We start from the raw sequence: 23,417 nt of genomic DNA on the forward strand, positions 1-23,417 counted from the left end.
TTCTCAGGTCTTGGGCTTCATCGCGGCTGGGGCGCGCGCCTTGAGGACGGCGAGGGCGGCGGACACCAGGCGCGCCTGTGCGTCGTCGGCCCGGCTGGTCAGCATGATCGGCACCTTGGCCCCCAGCACGACGCCGCCGCTGTCGGCATTGGCCAGGTAGCTGAGCTGCTTGGCGATCATGTTGCCCGAGATCAGGTCGGGGCAGAGCAGGATGTCCGGGCTGCCCGCGACGGGAGAGGTGATCCCCTTGGTGCGCGCGGCCTCCGCCGAGATTGCATTGTCGAAGGCCAGCGGCCCGTCCAGTACGCCGCCGACGATCTGCTGGCGGTCGGCCATCTTGCACAGGGCGGCGGCATCGACGGTGGAGGGCAGCTTGGGCGTCACCGTCTCGACCGCCGACAGGATCGCGACCTTCGGCTCCGGGATGCCGATGGCATGGGCCAGGTCGATCGCGTTCTGCACGATGTCGCGCTTCTCCTCCAGCGTCGGCTGGATGCAGATGGCGGCATCGGTGATGAGCAGGAGGCGCGGATAGGTCGGCACGTCCATGACGAAGATGTGGGAGAGGCGGCGGTTGGTCCGCAGGCCGCCTTCCTTGGCGACGATCGCCTCCATCAGTTCGTCGGTATGCAGGTTCCCCTTCATGATCGCCTGGACCTCGCCCACGCGGGCCAGGCGGACGGCCTCCTCCGCCGCGGCATGACTGTGGGCCGCGTCGACCAGGCGACAGCCGGCAAGGTCCAGCCCCGCCTTCAGCGCGGCGTCGCGGATCTTGCCCTCCGGCCCGACCAGGACGGGCGTGATCAGGCCGGCGGCGGCGGCGTCCAGTGCGCCCCCCAGGCTGTTCGCGTCGGTCGGATGGACGATCGCGGTGACCAGGGGCGCGCCCGCCTTGGCCCGCTCGACCAGGAGGCGGTGCCGGGCGCCCCGCTCCGCCAGGGCCGGCTGGCCCGCCGGCTCGCCCAGCACGGCCTTGGCCGCCACGGGCATGATTTCGCTGTCCGCCATGCTTGCCCCCACTTGCGCCCGGCCCTTATGCCACGCTTTGGTGGCGGGCCTGAATGACAACCAAGAATGTCGTCCCCCAGATGGACGCCGGAGGAGCGCTTCCCATGCCAGCCGAAACCACGGATTTCCGCAGCAACGACCGGAATCGCCAGATCGTGCTGAAGCGGCGCCCCCACGGCGCGCCGGTGCCGGAGGATTTCGAGGCCAACGACGGCCGGATCGACGCTCCCCAGGAGGGGCAGGTGCTGATGCGCACGATCTACCTGTCGCTGGACCCCTACATGCGTGGGCGGATGAACGATGGTCCGTCCTATGCCGCCCCCTGGGGGCTGGGCGAGCCATGCCAGGGCCGCATCGTGGGCGAGGTGGTCGAATCGCGCGACAGCCGCTTCCGTCCCGGCGACCTCGCCTTCTCCATGGGGCGCTTCCAGCAGTACTGCACGGTGCCGGCCGATGGCGTGCGCAAGCTGGACCCCGCGGCGGCACCGCTGTCGACGGCGCTGGGCACGCTCGGCTTTCCCGGCCTGACCGCCTATGTCGGACTGGCCAATATCGGCCAGCCAAAGGCTGGCGAGACCGTCGTCGTCTCGGCCGCGACGGGGGCCGTTGGCGCCGTCGCCTGCCAATTGGCCCAGGCCGCCGGGGCCCGCGTGGTGGGCATTGCCGGGGGCGAGCGGAAGTGCGCCTGGCTGCGCGACACGCTGAAGCTGGACGCCGTCATCGACCATAAGGTGGAGGAGCCGGGGTTGGCGCTGGACCGCTCCTGCCCCGAGGGGATCGACGTCTATTTCGAGAATGTCGGCGGGGCCTGGCAGGATGCGGCCTTTGCCCGGATGCGGACCTTTGGGCGCATGGTCATGTGCGGCATGATCTCGGGCTACAACGACACGCAGGCGCGTCCCGGTCCCAACCTGGTCCAGACCATCGTGCGCCGCCTGCGGATCGAGGGCTTCGTCGTGGGCGATCATGCCCACCGCATGCAGGAATTCCTGGACCGGGCGATCCCGCTGCTGAAGGCCGGGCGGCTGCATTATCTGGAGGACGTGGTGGACGGGTTGGAGGCCGCGCCCGCGGCCCTGATCGGGCTGCTGGAGGGGCGGAATTTCGGCAAGCAGGTGGTCAAGGTCGGCAGCGATCCCACAGCGTCCTGAGCCGAGTCCGGATTTGAACTGAGAGTTTGTCACTGGCGGGTGCCGGGCCGCCTGGGGTAGACAGAACTAAAGATCAGCAGGGAGGAGCAAACCAATGAAGCTCATCAATTCGATCGGTCCCAATCCGCATGTCGTGCGCATGTTCGCGGCCGAGAAGGGCATCGACCTGCCCAAGCAGGACATCGACCTGCTGAAGGGCGAAAACCGCCAGCCGCCCTACAACACGATCAACGTAACGGGCACGACGCCGGCCCTGGTCCTGGATAACGGCCAGGTGATCTGCGAGATCACGACGATCAGCGAGTATCTGGAGGAAAAGCACCCGACTCCGGCGCTGATCGGCTCCACGCCCGAGGAGCGGGCCGAGACCCGCATGTGGACGCGCCGCATCGACCTGGGCGTGCTCGAGCCGCTGACCAACGGGTTCCGCGCGACCGAGGGGCGCGCCCTGTTTGAGCCGCGCATCAAGCTGGTGAGCAAGGAGGCCGGTCAGGAGCTGAAGGGTCTGGCGCAGGACAAGCTGGCCTGGCTGGACGGCCAGCTGGGCGCCAAGCAGTACATCTGCGGCGACCGCTTCACCCTGGCCGACATCCTGCTTTTCTGCTTCATCGCCTTTGCCAAGCAGGTGGGCCAGGACCTGCCGGCGGACGCCAAGAACCTGCGCGCGTGGTTCGAGCGCGTGGGCCAGCGCCCCAGCGTCAAGGCCTGAGCGCGCCCGCGCTCCTGGCGCGGATGCCCCATGCGAACCCCGCCCGGGCGACCGGGCGGGGTTTATTTTGCCGGGTTGCGTATCCGGTTGCCTCGGCCGGCGGCGGGTGACGCCACGTCATTCTGACAAATTGCCAGAAGGCCAGTTGCCGGGCGGTTGCAAATCACTATTCTCTTGTCGGCCCGCGTGGTGAGCACGAGAGGGCGCGCACAAGGATCAGGGTGGAGGACGCTATGAGCGACGCCGAGCGGGTTGCCAATATCACGCAGCGGCTCAAGGAAGGGGTGGGCACGGATTCGGGCCTGGGCAACACCCTGAAGTTCGATTTCCAGGGCAAGGGCATCATCTATGTCGACGGCAAGTCGGCGCCCAACACCGTCAGCAACGAGGACAAGCCCGCCGACTGTACGATCAAGGTGTCGATCGACGATTTCGAACAGATCGCCGCGGGCAAGATGGACGGCACCACCGCCTTCATGATGGGCAAGCTGAAGGTCGAGGGGAACATGGCCGTCGCCATGAAGCTGGGCCCCCTGCTGAACCGGAAGTAGCACGCACGGCCGCCGCTAGCCCGCCCGGTCCACGTCGGGGCGGGCGGCGCGGCCGTCATGGCCATGGGTCGATCGCGGCTCCCCCTCGGCATAATGAGACGGGAGTCGCGATTTTTTTCTGATCCGGGCCGTACCGGGTATTCAAAATGACCGGTGTGTTATAAATTGGCCGGACGGCGCCGATGGCGTCGCGGGAACACGTTTGCGGGAGGCGGTCACGGTGGGTGAGCGGTTCGTCATCATTGGCGCGGGCATTTCCGGCCTGGGCACGGTGCTGGCACTTTCGAAGGACAAGGGCGACCGGTCGATCACGCTGCTGGAGCAGGACGGCCCGCCGCCCGCCGGCGACGCCGACACGGTGTTCCAGGAATGGACCCATCGCGGCGTCGCCCAGTTGCGCCACAGCCATGTCTTCCTGGCCAGGCTGCACAACCTGCTGCGGGACCATTACCCGGCGCTCTATGCCGACCTGATCGCCGCGGGCGCGCGGCCGCTGCTGTTCAAGGACAGCCTGCCTGACACGCTGCGGGATTCGTACGTGCCGGAAGCCGGCGACGACGACATGACGATCCTGTCGTGCCGCCGCACCACGCTGGAATGCGTGATCCGCCGCCATGTCGAGGCGCACAACCTGGCCACGATCCGCCCCGACGCCCGCGTGGCCGACCTGCTGGCGACGCCGGGGCGCACCGTCGCCGTGCGCGGCGTGCGCCTGGAGACGGGGGAGGAAATTCCGGCCGACGTGGTGATCGACGCGTCCGGCCGGCGCAGCCAGTTCACCGACATGCTGCGCAGCCTGGGTGCCGTGATCGACGAGGAGACGACCGAGACCGGCATCGTCTACTACACGCGGCACTACAAGCTGCGCCCCGGCATGGGCGAGCCGGAGCGGGGCAAGGGCCCGCCGGGCGCCGGCGACCTGGGCTACATCAAGTACGGCATCTTCCCCGCCGACAATGACTGCTTCTCGCTGACGCTGGCCCTGCCCGACAACGAGGCGGAACTGCGCCGCGCAATGCCCAATGCGGACATGTTCCAGGCCACGGCGATGGCGATCCCGGGCGTTGCCCGCTGGTGCGAGCCGGAGCGGTCGGAGGCGACCTCGCGCGTCTATGTGATGGGCGACCTGCGCTGCCGCTACCTGAACTTCGCCGTGGACGGCACGCCCGCGGCCACAGGCTTCTTCGCGGTCGGCGATGCCAGCCTGTTCGGCAACCCGATGTATGGCCGCGGCTGCAGCCAGGGCTTCATGCACGCCCATGTCCTGGACCGCGTGCTGCGGGCCGAGGCGGACCCCGCGGCGCGGGCCAAGGCGTTCCAGGCCGCGACCGATGCCGAGCTGAAGCCCTATCACATCCTGGGCGTGAAGCAGGACCAGGCGGCGATCCGCAAGTCGGAGGAGGTCGAGGGCACGGCACCCCGCAAGCGCAGCCTGAAGGCGCGCCTGGCCCGCAGCTTCACCGAGGATGGCATCATCCCGGCCAGCCGGGCGAGCCTGGTCGTGCTGCGCAATGTCAGCCAGAGCTTCCACATGCTGGAAACGCCGGAACTGGCGTTCAAGCGCCCGGCCGTCCTGGGCCGCATCCTGTACTACTGGGCCCGCGGCAAGAAGCTGAACGCCAAGTACTATCCGCCGGTCCTGGGGCCCAAGCGGATGGAGATGCGCCGGATCCTGGGCATCGCGGCATGATGTCCTTTCCGGCCCCACGTCCCGTTGCGGTAAACGGCATCACGCTTGCCGTGCACGAGGCGGGGCCGGCCGGTGCCGCCACGACCGTGGTCCTGTGCCACGGTTTCCCGGAACTGGCCTTCTCGTGGCGCCACCAGGTGGCGGCACTTGCGGCGGCCGGCTACCGCGTGGTGGCGCCCGACATGCGCGGCTTTGGCGGCAGCAGCCGGCCCGAGCCGGTCGAGGCCTATGCCATGTCCGAGATCACCGCCGACATGGCGGGCCTGCTCGATGCCCTGGGCGTCGAGGAGGCGGTCTTCCTGGGCCATGACTGGGGTGGCGCGGTCGTCTGGGCCATGGGGCTCGCTTATCCGGAGCGGACGGCGGGCATCATCGCCCTGAACACGCCGTTCATGCCGCGCATGGAGGTCGACTTCCTGAGCGTGCTGGTCCAGGCGCGCGGGGCTGCGACCTATATGAACGCCTTCCAGGAGCCTGGCCTGGCCGAAGCGGTGCTGGGCAAGGACGTGGAGGCGACGTTCCGCGCCACCATGCGCCGGCGCGGCCTGACGCTGGACGAGTTCTTTACCCAGCCGCCCGAGGTGCAGGCCATCCCCATCGGCATCTTCATCGGTGACCCGCCGGTGCTGGGTGCGCCGCTGCTCAGCGAGGACGAACTGGCCGTGTTCGTCGAGACCTACCGGCGCACGGGCTTCACCGGTGGGCTCAACTGGTACCGCAACATCCGTCGCTCCTGGGAGCAGGCGGCCGGCGCCCCCACCAATGTCGTCGCGCCAGCGCTGATGATCTCTGCCGCCGACGACTTCTTCCTGCCCCCGGTGATGACTGAGGGCATGGAGCAGCATGTTCCCGACCTGGAGAAGCACATCATCGCCGATTGCGGCCACTGGACCCAGCAGGAGCAGCCGGAAGAGACCAACCGCCTGATCCTGGACTGGCTGGGCCGCCGCTTCCCCGCCTGACCCAAAGCCGACCTGCTTTGCCTGCCGGGCGCCGTCACGGTGCCTGACGGGCGGGCTGCGCATGTTCATCGCGTCGAACAATCAAGAGAACCACAGGAAGGATCGCACCCATGACCGTCCCCACCATGCCGCCGGCCAGCTTCGTCGAGGTCAACGGCATCCGCATGGGCTATTACGAGCAGGGCACCGGCCCCGCGATCGTGCTGTGCCATGGCTGGCCGGAACTGGCCTATTCCTGGCGCTACCAGATCCCTGCCCTGGCCGCGGCCGGGTATCGCGTCATTGCCCCCGACCAGCGCGGCTATGGCCTGACCGACCGGCCGGAGAAGGTGGAGGACTATGACATCCCCCATCTGTGCGGCGACCTGGACGCCCTGCTGACCAAGCTCGGCATCGACAAGGCGGTCTTCGTCGGCCACGACTGGGGCGGGTTGGTCGTCTGGCAGATGGCGCTGCTGCATCCCGACCGGGTGGCCGGCGTGATCGGCCTCAATACCCCGTTCATCCCGCGCGCGCCGATGGATCCGATCGAGATCATGCGCCAGACGATGGGCGAGAACATGTACATCGTGTTCTTCCAGAACTATGGCGTGGCGGACAAGATCCTGAAGCGCGACGTGCGGCGCGTGTTCGAGTCGCTGATGCGCTCGTCCCCCGTGACCTACGAAGACTTCCTGAAGCTGCCGGCAGAGCAGCGGCGCTTCGACTTCATCCAGTCGTTCGAGGGGCCGGCCCCAGCGGAATATCCCGGCCGCCTGCTGCTGGAGCCTGAGGAACTGGCCTTCTTCGTCGAGACCTATGAGCGGACGGGCTTCACCGGCGGCATCAACTGGTACCGCAACTTCACCCGCAACTGGACCCTGTCCGAGGGGGTGGAGCAGAAGGTGACGGCGCCGGCGCTGATGATCTCGGCCGCCGATGACGTCGTCCTGCCGCCCGCCATGACCGAGGGCATGGAGCAGTACGTGCCCGACCTGGAGAAGAAGATCATCCCCGCCTGCGGCCACTGGACCCAGCAGGAGAAGCCGGAAGAGACTAACCGCCTGATGATCGACTGGCTGAAGCGCCGCTACCCGGCGGCGTAAGGCTTGCCTGGGCGGGTGACTGCCTGCTGAGCAGGATGGATTCCGCCCTTGCCACCTGCGTCCCCCGCTTCATGCGGGGGACGCAGGTGGTTCAGTGGGCGGAACGGTGCAGTACTGGTTCTGACCATCCCGGCGCGCTGCTGCCGTCCTGAGCTGCCGCACGGCCGACCGTCAGGTCGTGGGTGCCCCGGATAAACCGGGGCACGTAGGAGGTGGAGAAAGAGGGACGTTCGGTAGGCCGGACCCTACTTCCCGAACCGCTCGGACAGGCTGCGGCGGGGGGCCATGGAGTAGGCGACTTCCGACTTGGACACGCGCGTCGCCTCGGCATAGACCTCCTTGCGGGTGCGTTCGTCCCATTGCTCGCCCACGCGGCGCTGGACCAGGACCAGGTCGGCGACGAGCGCCTCGGCACCAGGCACACCGCGGGCATAGGGTTCCATCCAGCGCAGTTCACGCTCCAGATAGTGTTTTGCCGCCCGGCGGTCGCCGCTGCGGTTGAGTTCCACCGCCTTGCGCAGGACCACGGCCTGCCAGGCCTGGACCACGGCCAGGCTGCGACCCATGTCGCGCGGCTGGGTGCGGTTCTCCCCGCCGCGTACCATGCGCAGGGCAAGGTCGCGTACGGCCTCGACCTCGGCCGTGGTGCCGGGCAGCGCGCCCTGTGCTGAGACGCGCATGGGCACCAGGCTTCCCTCCGCACCCGCCGCGCAGTGCAGGCGGACAACGACCTGCTTCACCTGGCCCGGCAGCAGGTTGCCGGCCTGCACCTCCAGCGTGCCGGAGAGGACACGCGCCGACCAGGGGCCCACCACCTCCGCCTGGACGTGCGCGGGGACGTCCAGGCGCAGGGCCACGCGCTCGACCAGCGTGCTGCGGCCGCCCCGGAACTCGCCCAGGACCAGTTCCCCGATCTCGGCGGTGGTCGCGGCATCGTGCAGGCTGCCGCCCCCGGCCTCGGCCAGGGCGCCCATCAGCAGTTCGTCATAGCCATCGCCGATGCCGACGGTTGAGGTGACGATGCCGCGATCGAGCAGGGCGCCGGCATGGGTCGCGATCTCGCCCCGATCGACGATGCCGACATTGGCCTGGCCGTCCGACAGGAGCAGGACCCGGTGGGTCGCCTGCGGCGCCGCCAGCATCGCGACCGCGACGCGCTCGGCCCCCGTCATCCAGCCGTCGAACAGGGCGGTGCTGCCGCCCACCTGCAGCGAGGCAATTGCAGCGCAGGCGCTGTCACGTCCGCGGCGATCCATGTGGGCGCCATCCAGCAGCACGCGGACGGTGTCGTCGAAGGCAACGACGCTGAGGCGGTCGCGCTCGCCCATCGCCTGGGCAACGGCGGTGGCGGCGCGCCTGGCGGCGTCCAGCTTGTCGCCGGACATGCTGCCGGACACGTCGATCGACAAAGCCAGGTTGAGGGGCGGGGCGTCCTGCGGGGCAGGCGGCGGCCCCTCCGCCGACAGGGCGGCCACGAGGTAGCGGACGGATTGACCCTCCACCAAGGCGAGGCCCCGGTCGAAGTCGGCATCAAGGACAAGGCGGGTCGCGGTCAGGTCGGTCATCAGGTGTTCCTCCCCAGGAGAATGTCGCGGATCAGGTCGGCGCAGCGTTCCAGCCGCGTCCGTTGCTCGGGGTCGAGCGTGCCGCGCACCGACAGCTCGACATCGGGGGTTATGGGTATGCGCAGCCAGTCCTCGGCCCGGGCCTTGCGCGCGGGCGTGGCCCCAGGCTGGGCCAGCCGCTGCTCCAGCGCCTCGAACCCGATGCGGGGCAGGTCCACCGAGGCCTGGAGTCCGTCGATGCCCAGGGTGCTGAGGTCGTCCTGGAGCGTCACCTGGGGTTCATGTGGCGGCGCCCGCAGCGAGGCGGAAAAGCTGCGCTGCACCGACGCTGGGCCGATGCGGCTGCTGCGGATCGAGGCGATGTAGTCCAGGGCGGAGGACGCGGATGCCGCCGGTGGCGGAGCCTGCGTGCCGAGGGCGGCCATGGTGCGTCCGCGTTCCGCATGGGCGCGGATCTGGTCGGGTGTCGCCACCAGCAGTTCCTTGCGGATCTCGGCCAGGGGCATCCCCAGGCCATCGCGCATCGCCCGTACCGCGAGGACCCGGTCGAGCATGTCGGCCGGATAGCGCGCGGTGGGGCCGCGGCTGAGGGGGGCCGGCAGCAGGTCCTGCGCCACCCAGGAGCGGATGGTGCGGGCCTCGACCCCCGAGGCGGCGGCCAGTTCAGACAGGGAGAGTTCGGTACTGCTCATGCCGTCAACGTGACATGGGACATATCGACATGTCAAATTAAACGACGTGTCGAGATGTCGAATAAGCGCGCGTCCGGGGTGGGCGGGTGCCGCCCTGCGGCAGAGTCCACTCTTCAACTCAGGGCGTTGCGCTGATACGTTTCAGCAATGGACGCGATGGTCGAAGGCGGGCCCTTCCTGGCCCTGAACCCCAAGTTCTATTCCGGCCCGGAGACGTGGGAGCGCGAGCGCCACGCGATCTTTGCCAGGGAATGGCAGATGATCGCGCCGCTGGACCTGCTGCGAAAGCCGGGGGACTACGCGGCGATCGACATTGCCGGCTGGTCGGTCTTCGTGATCGTCGACCGCGAAGGCGCGATCCAGGGCTATCACAACCTGTGTCGCCATCGCGCCGGACCGTTCTTCGACCATGGCCGGGGGACGGCATCCTCGATCCGGTGCCAGTACCATGCCTGGATCTACAACACCGACGGCACCCTGCGCGGCGCGCCGCATTTCGGCGCCTGCGCCGGCTTCCGGAACGAGGACTGGTCCCTGCACCGGATCAAGGTTGCGGTGTGGCGGGGCTTGGTCTTCGTCAACCTGGACCTGGAGGCGGGCCCGGTCGAGGACGGCCTGGGCGGCATGGTGCACGAACTGCGCGATACGCCCATGGAGACCTATCGCTGGGTCGAGAGCCACACGCTGGAAATGGCGTGCAACTGGAAGACCTATACCGACAATTTCGTCGAGGGCTATCACATCCCCGCGGTGCACCCGGCCTTTGACGACGTGATTGAGTTCGAGCAGTTCATCGTCCGCACGTCGCCCCGCACCATCGCCATGCAGGCGCCGCAGCGCGCCGGCTCGATCTATAACGGCGTCTGGCTGTGGCGCTGGCCCAACATGACGCTGTCGACCTTCAATGGCGGCATGAACACCTCGCGCATCGCGCCGGTGGGGCCGGACCGGGCGCTGCTGCACTATGACTTCTATTTCGCGGATACGAGCGAGGCGACCGCCGCCGAGCGCCGCCGTACGATCGACCGCAACCTGGAAATCGTGCGCGAGGACTATGGCATCTGCGAGCGGGTGCAGAAGAACCTGGAGGCCGGCCGCTACCTGCCGGGCCCCCTGAGCCCCCGCCAGGAGGAGGGCGTGCGCCTGTTCCAGGACCACGTCCGCCGCGCCCTGGCCGGCTGAGGCCGCCCACGGAATCGCCGCCCACGGAATTAACGGCATTTTCACGCTGATCCGCCGACACTTCCCGCCTAGTCTGCTGGGCGGTCGGCGGGGAGGCGTGGGGCGTGGGTCACAAAGGGCTGTCGGGATTCCTGGCCGCAGCGGTGCTGGTGCTGGCAATGCTCCTGTCGCCGGGCGCGACCTGGGCGCAGGCGCCAGGCGCGGGCCAGGGGGCGGACCCGGCACAACGACCGTTCCGGATCTTCATGGTCCTGCACCGCACCGGCGCGGTGGCCGATGTCGGCTTTCGCGACCAGCTTGAGTCGAGCGGCCTGCCGCTGGATTTCATCGTCCGCAATATCGAGAACGACGCGACCCGCATGCCGGCGATCGTCGAGGAGATCCGCGCGACGAAGCCCGACCTGATCTATGCGCAGAGCACATCGGTGACGACCGGCATCGTCGGGCGCCTGGGCGAGGAGGATCCCGCCCGCTTCATCACCGATATTCCGGTCGTCTTCTCCATGGTGGCCGACCCTGTGGGATCACGCCTGATCCCGGCCCAGGCCGAGGGGGAGACGCTGCGCTCGGGCCGCAACTTCACCGGGGCGATCCACGTCGTGTCGCTGGACGTGCAGCTTAACGCGATGCGCGCCTACCTGCCGCTGAAGCGCCTGGCGGTCGTCTATAACCCGACCGAGCGCACCCAGCGGGACATGATGAACAAGCTGATCGCCCTGACGGCCGAGGCGGGGATCGAACTCTTCGCCTCGACCCCCCTGGACGAGGAGGGCGAGCCGAGTGTCGAGCGGATTCCGCGCATGATCGCCGAACTGGCGGCGCTGAAACCCGACCTGCTCTACATCCCGCCGGTCAACTTCTTCGGCAACCTGTCCGAGGAGCTGACGGCCGAGACGCTGAAGCACGACCTGCCCACGTTCTGCGCGATCGAGGCGCAGATCCGGGCCGACGGCATGACCGGGCTTGTCGCCCCCCTGTACAATGTCGGCCAGTTGGCCGGCTACAAGGCCGAGCAGATCCTGCGCGGCGAACACAAATCGGGCGAAATCCCGATCGAGACTCTGTCGCGCTTCTCGTTCGTCGTGAACATGCGGGTTGCGCGCCGGCTGGAGCTGTATCCGCCCATGAACATCCTTCGCTATGCGCAGATCGTCGATGACTAGCCCCTTTTCCCCCGGACCCGGCCGGGCGCCCGCGCTGTTTGGCTGGCGCCGGCTGGCGGCGGCCGGCCTGACCATGCTCGTCCTTGGCGGCGGGTCCGCCATTGCCGGCGTGCTGGAGGACGGGATCGATGCCTTTCGCGCGGGCGACCATTTCGCCGCGCACGAATTGCTGAAGCCGCTGGCCGAGGCCGGCAATGCCGAGGCCGAGCTGTACCTGGGCCGCATCTATGAGAAGGGCCTGGCGGTTCCGCTCGACCAGCAGATGGCGGCCGACTGGTACCGGAAGGCCGCCGAGCAGGGCAATGCGGAGGCGCAGCGCCTGCTGGGTGCCAGCTATGAGACCGGCGCCGGGGTGCCGATGGACATGGTCCAGGCCGCCGCCTGGTACGAGAAGGCGGCAGCGCAGAACAATGCCCGCGCCCTGCGCAACCTGGCCGATCTGCTGGTCGAGGGGGAAGGCGTCGCCGCCGACGTCCCGCGCGCCATCGCCCTTTATGAACAGTCGGCAGCCCTGGGCAACGCATCGGCGCTCCGCAAGCTGGCGGGCCTGTACCAGGAAGGGCGCCACGTTCCCCGCGATGCGGAAAAGGCCGCCGCCCTGCTGGCCGCCGCGGCCGAAGCGGGGTCCGCCCCCGCGAAGGTGCGCCTGGCCAAGGCAATGCGCAGCGGCACGGGCGTTGCCCGGAACCCGACACGGGCCGAGGAGCTGCTGGTCGAGGCGGCCGTGACCGGCTCGGCCGAGGCGCAGATGGAACTGGCCGACCTCTACCTGGACGGCGACCTGGGCAGGGCAGACCGGGCCAAGGCCTATTACTGGCTGAGCCAGGCGGCACTGCAGGATACGCCCGGTGCGCGCGATCGCCTGCGCCTGCTGCGCGCCGAACTGACCGAGGACGAGTTGCTGGCGACGCGCCGCGTCCAGGTCCATGTCGAGCGGGCGGACACCGCCGGCGGCGATTTCTGAGTTGGGGGCCGTGCCCCCGCGACCAGGCCGCGGCCGCACCCATGCGGCGGGTGGAGAGGCAGCCCCGCCACCCCGGGTGGGCAGTCTTGCCCTGCCATTCCTGCTGGCGACGGCGCTGGTCCTGGCGCTGGCGGCAACGGCGACCTGTGCCGTCTATTCGGCCGTCATCGCCCGCATGTTCGCGGCCCAGGTGCATGAGCGCGGCGCCGTCGTGGTGCATGACATCGGCGCCGCGATCGAGCAGCGCATGAGCCTGGGCCTGGACCTGCCCGCGATGAGCGAGATCCAGGACCTGATCGAACGGCGGCGCGCCCTGGACCCCGGCATCCTGTCGATCGAGGTGTTCGACGGTAGCGGCCGGTCACTGTTCAACACCGACCGCGGCCTGATTGGCGAGCCGGTGCCGGAGCGCTGGCGTCGTCCCGCCGAGCGGGCCGACGGTGCCACCTGGGCCGACGAGGATTTCGAGGCGGCGGTGATCGGCCTGCCTTTGTCGACCAGCTTCGGCACCGCCGCGGGCGGCGTCGCGCTGCGCTATTCGCGCACCTGGCTGAACGAGCATGTGGCGCGGGAGAACCGGCGAATCGCCCTGACCGGCGTGATCGGCTTTGGGGCCGGACTGCTGATCGCGGCCCTGGGCTTTGCCTGGGTCCTGCGCCCGGCGGAGCGGGCCCTGGCCGCGGCTGCGGCCGGGCACGCCGGCCCCGGCCGCGCACCGCAGGCCTTGCAGCCGCTGCTGGCGATGACGGCGGCCTTTCAGGCGGACGTCGCCGGTCGTGTCGCGGCGATCGACGGCGCCACCGCAGCGATCCAGCGGATCGATGACGAAACCTGACGCCGATGGACCCGGCCCGGATCCGTCCGTGCCCGATCGCGTGCTGCGCCGGCTGTTCTGGTGGCTGGTCCTGCGCGTCGCTGCGGTCGCCCTGCTGGCGCTGGTGCTGCAGACCGCGCTGATCCTGAACCGGGCGCTTGAGCCCGAGGGCATGGACCTGGATGACGAGGTTGCGGCCAAGGCCGAGGCCGTGGGCACCATGCTGGCCGGCCCGCTGGTCACGGCCCTGGCCGCGGGCATCCCGCTGGACCGCCTGAACGGTGTCGAGCCGTTCCTGGCCAGCGGCATGCAGGGCCAGCACGACCTGACCGCGATCACGCTGGCGGCGCCCGATGGCCGCGTCCTGTGGGGTGTCGGCCAGGCGCCGCCATCCGACCTGGTGGAACGCGCCGTGGGCAGCCTGGGCACCGCGCACATGGTGGTGCGGCAGGCCGGCGACCTGGTCGTGGCGATTCCCCTGGTCGTGGGCGGCCGGGTGCAGGCGGCGCTGCTGGTCGGCGGCGATCCCGACCGCGCCATGGCGGAGGTCGAGATGCTGCCCTTGCCGGTGCCGGCCGCCCTGCTGGCGGCCCTGCTGATCGGCCTGGAACTGCTCCTCCTCGCCGTACGCCTGATCTGGGTGCGGCCGCTGGTGACCAGCCTGCGCATCCTGTGGCGCGGCAGCCTTGGCGCCTATACCCGGCTGGAACTGGTTTCGGGCCGCTCGGCGGCGGCGCTGCTGACGCGGGCGCTGAACGCGGCTCTGGTCCGCCTGCAGCTGCGCCGGGCCTTCCTGGTCCTGCTGGCGCGGGAAGCGCGCGACTCGCAGGTCGACCCGGCCGTGCGCCAGCAGATCGACGCCGCGCGGATCGAGGCGGACTGGGCCATGGCCGGCGTGCCCGATCAGCTGGACCGCGCCCGCCTGGTGGGCCGCCTGGCGGCGCTGCGCCTGGCGGCCTTCCTGGCTGCGCTGGGCCTGGGCGTCCTTGGCGCGGCGGCGCTGCCGCTTTCCGGCGTTGGCGGGCGGGCGCTGCTGGCTGCACCCGCGGCCCTGGCCGCGGTGCTGGCGCTGGGCGTCCTTGTGCCGCCGTCGCCCCATGTCGGCTGGCGGGCACTGATCGCCGTGGCGCTGTCCGCCCTGGTCCTGTCCGCACCCCTGGCCGCCATCCTGCCGGGGGGCGTGGTGCCGGTCCTGGCCGGCTGTTCGGGGGCCGCGCTGGGCCTGACACTGCGCAGCGCCTGGCGCCGCTGGCAGCGCGTGGGCCTGGCCCAGGTGGGCCCGGGAATCGCCAGCGGCCTTGCCGCGGGCGTGCTGCTGGTGCCGGCCGTGGTGGCTGCGGGCCTTGCCGATCTTGCGGCCTGGTCCGTGCCGCCGTGCCTGGTGCCGGCGCTTGTCCTGTGGGTGCGCCTGACCGGGCCCCATGCGGTGGAGGCGACACCCGACGCGATCCGCGATGCGGCGGCCGAGGGCGCATCCGGCGGGGGTGGCCATGCTGCTTAGGAGCCGCATCGCGCTGATCGTCGCGATCGCCTTCGCCGTGCTGACGCTGGGTCTGGCCGGAGCGGGCGTGCTGCGCGAGCGCGTGGCCGATGCCCGCTATGCCGCCGCCCTGGCGCAAAGCCAGGACGCGCTTTGGCGCAAGATCCTGGAAGTCCGCCTGGCCCGGATGGAAGCCAGTGCCCAGCGCCTGTCGCTGCAGCCCGCGCTGCAGGACGCCCTGGAGCGCGCCGACCGCCCGGCGCTGGACAGCCTGCTGGAGCCGGAACTGCAGAAGCTGCAGGCCGAGGGGGTCGCCACCACGGTCGAGGTCCTGGACATCGACGGCCTGCTGATCTACGCGGCGGGCGGGCCGCGACGCGACACCTCGGTCCTGGATGCCGGCACGATCGCCCAGACCCTGCGGCAGGCAGGCGCCGCGCGCGTCGTGCAGCAGGACCAGAACCGCCGGTTCGAGGCCCTGGTGGCGCTGTCCTTCGGCCGGCCCGACCGGGTGGGTGCCATCGTCCTGGCCAGCCCGCTTCAGCCGGCGCTGGACGAGCTGCGCGCCACGCTGGATGCCGCGGTCTTTGTCGTCAACCGCCGCGGCCGGCTGGTCCAGGGCAGTGATACCGCCCTGTGGGATGCCCTGCATCCCGAGCCGCGCGTGCGGGCCGAGCCCGTGTCGATAGAGACGACGGGCACGCGGACCTACACGATCGTGACGCAGCCGATGACCGACCTGCTGGGCCGCGCCATCGCCTTCCTCGTGACGATGAAGGACACCACGGTCGAGGCCAGCCAGCGCAGCGCGATCACGCACCTGGCGCTGGGCGGCATCGCGCTGTTCCTTGTAGTGGTGCTGGTCGGCCTGCAGCTCTATCTGGCGAATGCGTTCCAGCCGCTGGAAGGGGCGCTGGCCGTACTGCGCGCCCTGTCGCAAGGCGATACGTCCGTCACGCTTGACGATACCGGCGGCGGGGACGAGATCGGCCGCATGGCACAGGCCGTGACGGCACTGCGCGAGGATGTGATCGCCTCGCAACGCGCGGAGCGCCAGCGCGAGAAGCAGCGCCGGCGCCAGAGCGCCTATCTCGCGCTGCGCCAGGAGCTCGACATTGCCGGGCGCATGCAGCAGTCGATCCTGCCCACCCGTTTTCCCCGCGGGCCGGAATTCCGCATGCACGCGCTGATGCGGCCGCAGCGCGACATCGGCGGCGACTTCTATGACGTGCTGGCGCTGAAGAACGGGCAGCTGGGCCTGGTCGTGGCCGACGTTTCCGGCAAGGGCATCCCGGCGGCGCTGTTCATGGCGATCAGCCGGACGGTGCTGCGCGCCACCGCGCTGAGCGGCCTCTCGCCGGCCGAGACGCTGGCAACCGCCAACGACATTCTGTCCGTCGACAACCCGGCCGAGATGTTCGTGACGCTGTTCTACGCGATCTACGACCCGCCGACCGGCCGGCTGCTCTATTGCAATGGCGGCCACAATCCGCCGCTGATCCGCCGGGCGGACGGCCGGGTGGACGAACTGCGGGGGGCCGGTGGCATCGCACTCGGCATGATGGATGGCCTGCCCTATGACGAGGCGGAGAACCACCTGGCGCCGGGCGATACGCTGCTGATCTACAGCGACGGCGTGACCGAGGCCCTGAACCCGGCCCAGGAGGAGTTCGAGATGGCCCGCCTGTCCGGCCACCTGGGCGCCAATCCCGAGACGGATCCCGAGGCCCTGGTCCGCGCCATCGTGGCGGAGGTCGACCGCTTCGCCGCCGGCGCCATCCAGGCCGACGACATCACGGTCCTGGCGCTGCACGCCCTGCCGGACGAGGTGGGCTAAGCGCAGGCTGATCTGCCACGGTGATCCTGTGGTCCTGGCAATCCTGTCCCTGGGTCGTCGGCCATGTCAGGATTGGAGAGACGGGGGACCGGGACATGGCGCGATCGAGGAAGGCGCGGGGACTGGCGGCTCGCCTGGTGCGCGCGGCCATGTGGTCGGTGCTAGCACTCGCTCTGCTCGCTGGGGCGGCGTGGCTCTATGCCCGGCCGTCCGAGCCGGATGACTTCTACCGCGCCGATCTGCCCACGGATGCGCTTCCGGGTTCGCTCCTCAAGGCGGAGGCGTTTGTGCGGGACGTGCCGGCAGGGGCAAGAGGCTGGCGGATCCTCTATGTCACGACGCGGCTGGACGGGCGGGCGGCCCTGGCGAGCGCCCTGGTACTGATCAAGGGGCCGAGCCAGGGCGCACGGCCGGTCGTGGCCTGGGCCCATGGGACGACGGGGGTTGCGCCGGGCTGCGCGCCGTCCGTCCTGGCCCATCCGTTCAACCTGGTGCCTGCCTTGGGTGCGGCCCTGGATGCGGGGTGGGCGGTCGTCGCCACCGACTATGTCGGGCTGGGCACCGATGGCGGCCATGCCTATCTGGTGGGCGACGAGGCAGGGCGCAGCGTGCTGGACGCGGTGCGCGCGGCGGCCCAGGTGCCCGAGGCGGCCACGGGAGAGGCAGTCGTCATCTGGGGCCATTCGCAAGGCGGGAACAGCGCCCTGTGGGCCGGCATCCGGGCCAGCGCGCAGCCGGCCGGCCTGGACTTGAAGGGCGTGGCAGCTTTGGCCCCGGCCAGCGATCTGCCGCAGCTTGTGCTCCGGTCGCAAGGCTCGATGTTCGGCAAGATCGTTTCGTCCTACCTGATCCATGCCTATGCCGCGACCTATCCCGACGTGGTGGTCGGGGATTATGTGGGCGGCTGGTCCAGCCTGCTGGTGGGGGACATTGCCAGCCGCTGCGCCGGTGGGCTGGAGACCCTGGTCTCCGCGGCTGAGACGGTCCTGCTCCCCAAGCCGGGCATCTTCGCCAAGGCACCGGACCAGGGACCGCTGGGGGCCCGGCTGGCCGAGAACGTGCCGGCCGCACCGATCGCTGCCCCGGTACTGGTGGCGCAGGGGGCGCTGGATGATCTGGTCCTGCCCGCGATTAGCCGCGACTACGTGCGGGCGCGCTGTGCCGCGGGACAGGCGATCGACCATCGTGTCTATCCGGGCCTCGACCATGTGACGCTGGTGGCGCCAGGTTCGCCGCTGGACCCCGACCTGATCGCATGGACGGCCGATCGCTTTGCAGGGCGGCCCGCGGCCGGGTGTCCGTCCGACTGAGGGTCAGGTGCCGGCCAGCGCCCGTCTTCCCAGGCGGTCGGCCTGGCGGGTGAGGGAGTGGGTCAGGATGCGGGCGATCAGGTCGGGGTGCTCGATCCCCGCCGTTCGGGCGGCGAGTGCTATGGCGGCGTGGCTGCCCAGGTTGCAGCCGATATTCACCTCCATCACGAAGGTGCGGCCCGTGCCGGCCTCGCGCCGGAAGTCGACGCGGAGGTAGTCGAAGGGCTGGAAGAGCGCCGCGACCTGGGCCGCCTGATCCATCAGCGCACCGGCCAGCAGCGGATCCTCCACCACGCGACGCACGCGATTGCGGTCGATCAGCCGCTTCTGGCGATAGGTGGCGATGCCATGGGGCAGGTCCGAGACCTCCTCGCATGGCGGCAGGACAAGCGGCGTCTCGCCCCCGATAACCGGAACGGTCAGGTCGGTGCCGTCGATCAGCGGCTCCACCAGGGCTTCCGGCCAGCGGTCCAGGATCTGGGCGACCTGGGTGCGCAGGCCGTCCACGTCCTCCCGCACCGACTCGGGCGTGACGCCGGCGCTGGCCGAGCCGAAGCGCGGCTTGACGAACCAGGGGCCAGGAAAGGGTGGGGTGGTCACCTCGCGCGGCAGTCGCCACGCCACGCCCGGCACCACCGGAAGTCCGCTGGCCTGGGCCGCCAGCTTGGTCAGCAGCTTGTCCTCGGCCAGCGCCCGGACATTGGGCGGTGCCCCCAGATAGGCGACGCCCGCCCGCTCGCACACGGTGGAGACGAACAGCTCCGAATTGCGGAAGGGGGCGAAGTTGAAGAGGGTAAAGACGAAATCGAACTGACCGACACTGGCCGCGAAGTGGTCCAGGTCCCGGCACGGCACGACGTCCAGGCCCAGGCCCAGCAGCGTCGTATAGATCTCGTAGTTGTAGCGCGGTGCCACGCCATGGACCGGATGCATGTCCGGCCGCTCCGCGCCCGCATCGGGCGCGAAGGGCGCAAGGAACAGGATGCGCAGGTCGCGGCGCATGCCGGGGGGCAGCAGGGGGACGGCGTTCATCGGTGCTGCCTCATGCAAGCCGCGGCTCCGCCCGGCGACCGGCCAGCGCCAGGGAGACGGCCAGCATCGCGGTCGCCCCCAGCATGATCCAGCCCAGGATCGACGACGCCTCGGCGAAGCCCAGCGCCGTCGCCAGGGCGGCCATGACCAGGGGCCCGGCAATGCTGCCGATGCGCTCGACGATGCGGAAGACGGCGATCACGGTCGACAGGCCGTAGCGCTCGCACTGTTCGCGGAACAGGTCGGGTATCAGGGCCAGCTGTGGCGTCGTCACCATCGCCTGGCCCAGGCCCACCAGGATCGTGCCGCCCAGCAGCAGCCACAGGCTGTGTCCCATGCCATAGGCCAGCGCGCCCGCGGCCGAGGCGAGCCCCCCCGCCAGCATCAGCAGCCGGTGCGTGCCGAAGCGATCGGCCAGGGTCGAGACGAGGGGGCTGACCACCAGCATGCAGAGGAAGTAGCTCATCATGAAGCGGCCGATCTCGGATTCCGAGTAGCCGAGTTCGGTGAGATAGAGCGGGCTCATGTAGAACAGGAAACCGGTCAGCATCAGGCGCGCCGGCACGGCCGAGAACAGCACGACCAGCAGGACGCGACCGGCGAGCAGGATGCCGGCGAACTGGGCCCAGGTGACCTTCTTCTTCGCAGCATCGCTCCCGGACTGGTCGGCATCAAGCAGGACGGTCGTCAGGAACAGGGCAAAGGCGATGACGCCCGCCGCCACCAGGAAGGTGGCGCTGTAGCCGATGCGGTCGGCCAGGATGCCGCCGATTGCCGTACCGCAGACGGACGCCGCGGTCGAGGCGCCGACGAACACGCTCATGCCCCGCGCCCGCTTGCCCGTCTCGGCCGCCAGTGCCACGAAGGTCAGTCCGGCAACGGTGACAAGGCCGAAGCCGGCGGCGACGACGCAGCGCCAGAACAGCAGTTCCCAGAACGAGGAGGCGAGGCCCACCATGGCGGAGCCGATGGCGGCCGGGACCATGCCGGCGATCAGCACCTGGCGCGCGCCGAAGCGGCGGTCGAGGGCGCTGCCATAGGGCGTGGCGATCAGCATGACCACGACCCACAGCGTCATGGGCAGCGCGATCGCCGTCTGCTCGCTGAGCCACGGGATGGGCGTGTAGAGCGACTGGACATAGACCGGGAAGAACGGCCGGCCCAGCTCGATCGCGAAGAAGAACACGAACAATGGCAGGCGCACGTCCCCGGCGCGCGAGGCGACGATGGGGCGCGGTGCCTGGGCCGCCGGCCCACGCTCGTGGACACGCAGGACCAGGCGGTTGGCGGCGGCGATCAGGCGGCCGATCTCGTCGCGTGAGCGGCGCGCCACCACATGGCTGAAGTCGCCGCTGCCGACCCGCTCGACCAGCCGGACCAGCAGCGAGAGCGAGCGCGACACCGTTACCGCGGTCAGCAGGAACAGCACTTCGAGCGCCACGAGGACCGCCACGAACATGGTGATCAGCGTGTCGTAGAGGATCTCGTTGTGCAGGGTCTCGACCAGGCGCCCGTCCACCCCCAGGTGCACGGCGCCGGCACCGTCCTTGAGCGGTGCGGCGAGGTCGAGATCGGCGCCATTGGCGACCAGTTGCCCCGCCGCGGCGTTGGCGGGATAGGCGCGGGGCAGGCTGCCGCGGCCGTGGATCAGCCGGCCCTGGCCGTCGACCAGGGCGACATAGCGCAGCTCTCCATGGCTGGCGCGCACCGTGTCGAGGTAGTCGGCGACACCCGGCAGCTTGTCCAGCGGAATGCCGAGGGACGCGGCACGGCTGAAATCGTCGGCCGCATCGTCGGCGATGGCCGTCAGCTTGGCCGCGACTTCGGGCGTCAGGCCACGCTCGAAAACCTGGATGGCATAGATCGACAGGCAGGCAATGGCGGCAATGACCAGGACGCTGGCCAGCGCCACCAGTTTCCACGCCAGCCGGTCCGACATGCGCAGCATGGCCTGGGCATCGGCCACTTCCTGCGCGTCGAGATGGGGGGCGGCTTGGGCCTGCGGCTCCAGCGCGCGGGCGGCACTCATGGTGCGCACTCCCCGCCGGGTTGCGACAGGGCGCGGTGGATGCGGGCGTTGAAGCCGATCAGCTCGCGCTCGAAGGCATTGCGGGGGGCCAGCGGCTGAGCCTGCCCCGCCTCCGCCTCCATCATCGCGGCCAGCCGTCGCGCCGAGCGCGTCAGTCCGGCAAAGGCCAGCCGGATCCCGGCAACCGCCAGGATCGCGAACACGGCAAAGATCAGCGATGCGCCGGCCAGGAGTTCGCGCAAGGTGGCGTCCGTCGCCGCGAGGTAGTCCGCGCGGGACTGGCGCACCTCGATCCGGCCGATGCGCTGCGAGAAGGGGTTGAGGATGTCGGCCTCGGACAGGAAGGCATCGGCCTGGGGATCGTCGCCGGCCCGCGCCGCGCGATAGAGGGCCGCGCCCTTGTCGTCGTACACGGTGACGGAGAGGATCGCGGGGTCGCCTGCCTGGACCCGCTCGACCAGCGCCTGTGTCCCGCGCGCTTCCCGCAGGGCCAGCCCCAGGTCGGTGCTCTGTTCGATCGTCGCCTTCAGCGCGCTGGTATGCACGGCGATGCGCGCCTGCTGCAGATGGGCCAGGCTCGATTCGAACTTGGCCTGGTTCAGCAGCACGGTGGTGCCCAGCGCCAGCGCCAGCAGCAGCATTACCGCGATCGTCATCCGCCCGCCCAGCGACATGCCGTCGACCCGCCCCCAATCAAGATCATGGCCCTTGCCGCCGAACCTAGGCGCGCAGGCTTTCCAAGGGATTAACCATCGGCCAGAAGTCTTACCGCTTCGTGAGCGAACGACCCAGGCCCCCGATCAGGGCCACGGAGCCATCAGGATTCGACAGGCCCCGGCCGCCCGCTAGAATGGCGCAGTGCAGCGAAGGCCGAATTCTCCTATCAAGGAGCGGCGTCCGCGCCGCCAGCGGTTCATCCGTGGCGCGTCACCTGGGGTGCCGATGTCCCGATATTCGCTCCTGTCCCTGCTGCGCAACGCCGCCGACCATCATCAAGGCTGGCCGAAGCTGTGGCGCAATCCCGAGCCCAAGGCCGCCTATGACGTGATCATCGTCGGCGGCGGCGGGCATGGCCTGGCGACCGCCTATTACCTGGCCAAGGAATTCGGCATCAACCGCGTGGCGGTGCTGGAAAAGGGCTGGCTGGGCGGCGGCAACACGGCGCGCAACACGACCATTGTCCGCTCCAACTACCTGTGGGACGAGAGTGCGGCCCTGTACGAGCATTCCCTGAAGATCTGGGAAGGCCTGTCGCAGGAGCTGAACTTCAACGTCATGTTCAGCCAGCGCGGCGTGCTGAACCTGGCCCATACGCTGGGCGACGTGCGCGAGTCGCGCCGCCGGGTCGAGGCCAATCGCCTGAATGGCGTCGATGCCGAATGGCTGGACGCGGATGGGGTGAAGGCCTTCTGCCCCATCGTCGACATCTCCCCCACCGCGCGCTATCCCGTGCTGGGCGGCACCCTGCAGCGGCGCGGCGGCATCGCCCGGCACGACGCGGTCGCCTGGGGCTTTGCCCGGGCTGCGGATGCGCGCGGCGTCGACCTGATCCAGAACTGCGAGGTGACGGGCTTCCGCATCGAGGGCGGGCGGGTGCTGGGGGTCGAGACGACGCGCGGGCCGATCGCGGCGCCGAAGGTCGCGATCGTGGCGGCTGGGCACAATTCGGTCCTGGCGGCGATGGCGGGCGTTCGCCTGCCGCTGCAGAGCCATCCGCTCCAGGCCCTGGTGTCGGAGCCGATCAAGCCGATCCACAATTGCGTCGTCATGTCCAACACGGTGCACGTCTATGTCAGCCAGTCGGACAAGGGCGAACTGGTCATGGGTGCCGGCATCGACGCCTACAACTCCTATGCCCAGCGCGGCTCGTTCCATGTGATCGAGCACCAGATGGCCGCGGCCCTGGAACTGTTCCCGATCTTCAGCCGGATCCGCATGCTGCGCACCTGGGGCGGGATCGTCGACGTCTGCCCCGATGCCTCCCCCATCATCGGCAAGCTGCCGGTCCAGGGCCTGTATCTGAATGGCGGCTGGGGCACCGGCGGGTTCAAGGCGACGCCGGGGTCGGGCCATGTCTTTGCCGCGACGATCGCGCGGGACGAGCCGCATCCGCTGGCCGCCCCCTTCCGCCTGGACCGCTTCACCACTGGCGCGCTGATCGACGAGCACGGCGCCGCCGCCGTGGCTCACTGA

20 protein-coding genes are annotated in these 23,417 nt (G+C 69.8%); 14 read left to right on the forward strand and 6 right to left on the reverse strand.

Going from position 1 to position 23,417, the window contains the following annotated elements; all coding sequences use genetic code 11:
* Positions 1–3: 3 nt before the first annotated feature.
* Complete coding sequence (locus ACI6GS_RS12475; RefSeq protein ID WP_439813774.1) at positions 4–1,008, reverse strand: bifunctional enoyl-CoA hydratase/phosphate acetyltransferase; 1,005 nt, start codon at positions 1,006–1,008, stop codon at positions 4–6.
* Between the two features lie 104 nt (positions 1,009–1,112).
* Between ACI6GS_RS12475 and ACI6GS_RS12480 the strand changes: the two genes are divergently transcribed.
* The 6 genes from ACI6GS_RS12480 (at position 1,113) to ACI6GS_RS12505 (ending at position 7,156) form a co-directional block, all read left to right on the forward strand.
* Positions 1,113–2,159: an NADP-dependent oxidoreductase gene (locus ACI6GS_RS12480; RefSeq protein ID WP_439813775.1), complete on the forward strand. Its 1,047-nt coding sequence runs from the start codon at positions 1,113–1,115 to the stop codon at positions 2,157–2,159.
* A gap of 94 nt (positions 2,160–2,253) precedes the next feature.
* Positions 2,254–2,868 carry a glutathione S-transferase family protein gene (locus ACI6GS_RS12485; RefSeq protein ID WP_439813776.1) on the forward strand — a complete coding sequence of 205 codons (615 nt, stop codon included), beginning with the start codon at positions 2,254–2,256 and terminating at the stop codon, positions 2,866–2,868.
* A 233-nt stretch (positions 2,869–3,101) separates the two neighbouring features.
* Positions 3,102–3,419, forward strand: a complete 318-nt coding sequence (locus ACI6GS_RS12490; protein WP_439813777.1) for an SCP2 sterol-binding domain-containing protein — start codon at positions 3,102–3,104, stop codon at positions 3,417–3,419.
* A gap of 220 nt (positions 3,420–3,639) precedes the next feature.
* Positions 3,640–5,109 (forward strand): hypothetical protein, encoded by a 1,470-nt coding sequence (locus tag ACI6GS_RS12495; protein WP_439813778.1) that lies wholly within the window; start codon positions 3,640–3,642, stop codon positions 5,107–5,109.
* On the forward strand, positions 5,106–6,071 hold the full coding sequence (locus ACI6GS_RS12500) for an alpha/beta fold hydrolase (RefSeq protein ID WP_439813779.1): 966 nt from the start codon (positions 5,106–5,108) through the stop codon (positions 6,069–6,071). The genes ACI6GS_RS12495 and ACI6GS_RS12500 overlap by 4 nt, the downstream gene beginning before the upstream one ends.
* Before the next feature lie 110 nt (positions 6,072–6,181).
* A complete protein-coding gene (locus ACI6GS_RS12505) occupies positions 6,182–7,156 on the forward strand; it encodes an alpha/beta fold hydrolase (RefSeq protein ID WP_439813780.1) in 975 nt (324 codons plus the stop codon).
* A 245-nt stretch (positions 7,157–7,401) separates the two neighbouring features.
* On the opposite strand, the gene ACI6GS_RS12510 is transcribed toward ACI6GS_RS12505, so the two are convergent.
* Positions 7,402–8,721 carry a vWA domain-containing protein gene (locus ACI6GS_RS12510; protein WP_439813781.1) on the reverse strand — a complete coding sequence of 440 codons (1,320 nt, stop codon included), beginning with the start codon at positions 8,719–8,721 and terminating at the stop codon, positions 7,402–7,404.
* A complete protein-coding gene (locus ACI6GS_RS12515; protein WP_439813782.1) occupies positions 8,721–9,413 on the reverse strand; it encodes a MerR family transcriptional regulator in 693 nt (230 codons plus the stop codon). Before ACI6GS_RS12515 ends, ACI6GS_RS12510 begins: the two co-directional genes overlap by 1 nt.
* A 147-nt stretch (positions 9,414–9,560) precedes the next feature.
* On the opposite strand from ACI6GS_RS12515, the gene ACI6GS_RS12520 reads away from it, so the two are divergent.
* The 7 genes from ACI6GS_RS12520 to ACI6GS_RS12550 all read left to right on the forward strand — a co-directional run bounded on the left by ACI6GS_RS12520 (position 9,561) and on the right by ACI6GS_RS12550 (position 18,163).
* Entirely contained in the window at positions 9,561–10,595 is a 1,035-nt protein-coding gene (locus ACI6GS_RS12520; RefSeq protein WP_439813783.1) for an aromatic ring-hydroxylating oxygenase subunit alpha, read from the forward strand.
* Between the two features lie 104 nt (positions 10,596–10,699).
* A complete protein-coding gene (locus tag ACI6GS_RS12525; protein WP_439813784.1) occupies positions 10,700–11,758 on the forward strand; it encodes an ABC transporter substrate binding protein in 1,059 nt (352 codons plus the stop codon).
* On the forward strand, positions 11,751–12,722 hold the full coding sequence (locus tag ACI6GS_RS12530; RefSeq protein ID WP_439813785.1) for a tetratricopeptide repeat protein: 972 nt from the start codon (positions 11,751–11,753) through the stop codon (positions 12,720–12,722). Before ACI6GS_RS12525 ends, ACI6GS_RS12530 begins: the two co-directional genes overlap by 8 nt.
* A gap of 10 nt (positions 12,723–12,732) precedes the next feature.
* A complete protein-coding gene (locus tag ACI6GS_RS12535; protein ID WP_439813786.1) occupies positions 12,733–13,557 on the forward strand; it encodes a hypothetical protein in 825 nt (274 codons plus the stop codon).
* Positions 13,544–15,037: a hypothetical protein gene (locus tag ACI6GS_RS12540; protein WP_439813787.1), complete on the forward strand. Its 1,494-nt coding sequence runs from the start codon at positions 13,544–13,546 to the stop codon at positions 15,035–15,037. The genes ACI6GS_RS12535 and ACI6GS_RS12540 overlap by 14 nt, the downstream gene beginning before the upstream one ends.
* On the forward strand, positions 15,027–16,853 hold the full coding sequence (locus ACI6GS_RS12545) for a SpoIIE family protein phosphatase (protein ID WP_439813788.1): 1,827 nt from the start codon (positions 15,027–15,029) through the stop codon (positions 16,851–16,853). Before ACI6GS_RS12540 ends, ACI6GS_RS12545 begins: the two co-directional genes overlap by 11 nt.
* A gap of 95 nt (positions 16,854–16,948) precedes the next feature.
* Entirely contained in the window at positions 16,949–18,163 is a 1,215-nt protein-coding gene (locus tag ACI6GS_RS12550; RefSeq protein ID WP_439813789.1) for a lipase family protein, read from the forward strand.
* 3 nt (positions 18,164–18,166) lie between these two features.
* On the opposite strand, the gene ACI6GS_RS12555 is transcribed toward ACI6GS_RS12550, so the two are convergent.
* The 3 genes from ACI6GS_RS12555 to ACI6GS_RS12565 are packed head-to-tail and all read right to left on the reverse strand — an operon-like array spanning position 18,167 to position 21,880.
* On the reverse strand, positions 18,167–19,195 hold the full coding sequence (locus ACI6GS_RS12555) for a hypothetical protein (RefSeq protein ID WP_439813790.1): 1,029 nt from the start codon (positions 19,193–19,195) through the stop codon (positions 18,167–18,169).
* A gap of 10 nt (positions 19,196–19,205) precedes the next feature.
* The gene (locus ACI6GS_RS12560) at positions 19,206–21,224 is read right to left on the reverse strand and encodes an MFS transporter (protein ID WP_439813791.1); all 2,019 of its coding nucleotides are present in this window, start codon (positions 21,222–21,224) and stop codon (positions 19,206–19,208) included.
* Positions 21,221–21,880: a hypothetical protein gene (locus tag ACI6GS_RS12565; RefSeq protein ID WP_439813792.1), complete on the reverse strand. Its 660-nt coding sequence runs from the start codon at positions 21,878–21,880 to the stop codon at positions 21,221–21,223. Before ACI6GS_RS12565 ends, ACI6GS_RS12560 begins: the two co-directional genes overlap by 4 nt.
* A 286-nt stretch (positions 21,881–22,166) precedes the next feature.
* Here ACI6GS_RS12565 and ACI6GS_RS12570 point away from each other — a divergent pair, with 286 nt between their 5' ends.
* Positions 22,167–23,417 (forward strand): sarcosine oxidase subunit beta family protein, encoded by a 1,251-nt coding sequence (locus ACI6GS_RS12570; RefSeq protein ID WP_439813793.1) that lies wholly within the window; start codon positions 22,167–22,169, stop codon positions 23,415–23,417.

This window comes from Zavarzinia sp. CC-PAN008, from assembly GCF_051903925.1.
Classification (GTDB): Bacteria; Pseudomonadota; Alphaproteobacteria; order Zavarziniales; family Zavarziniaceae.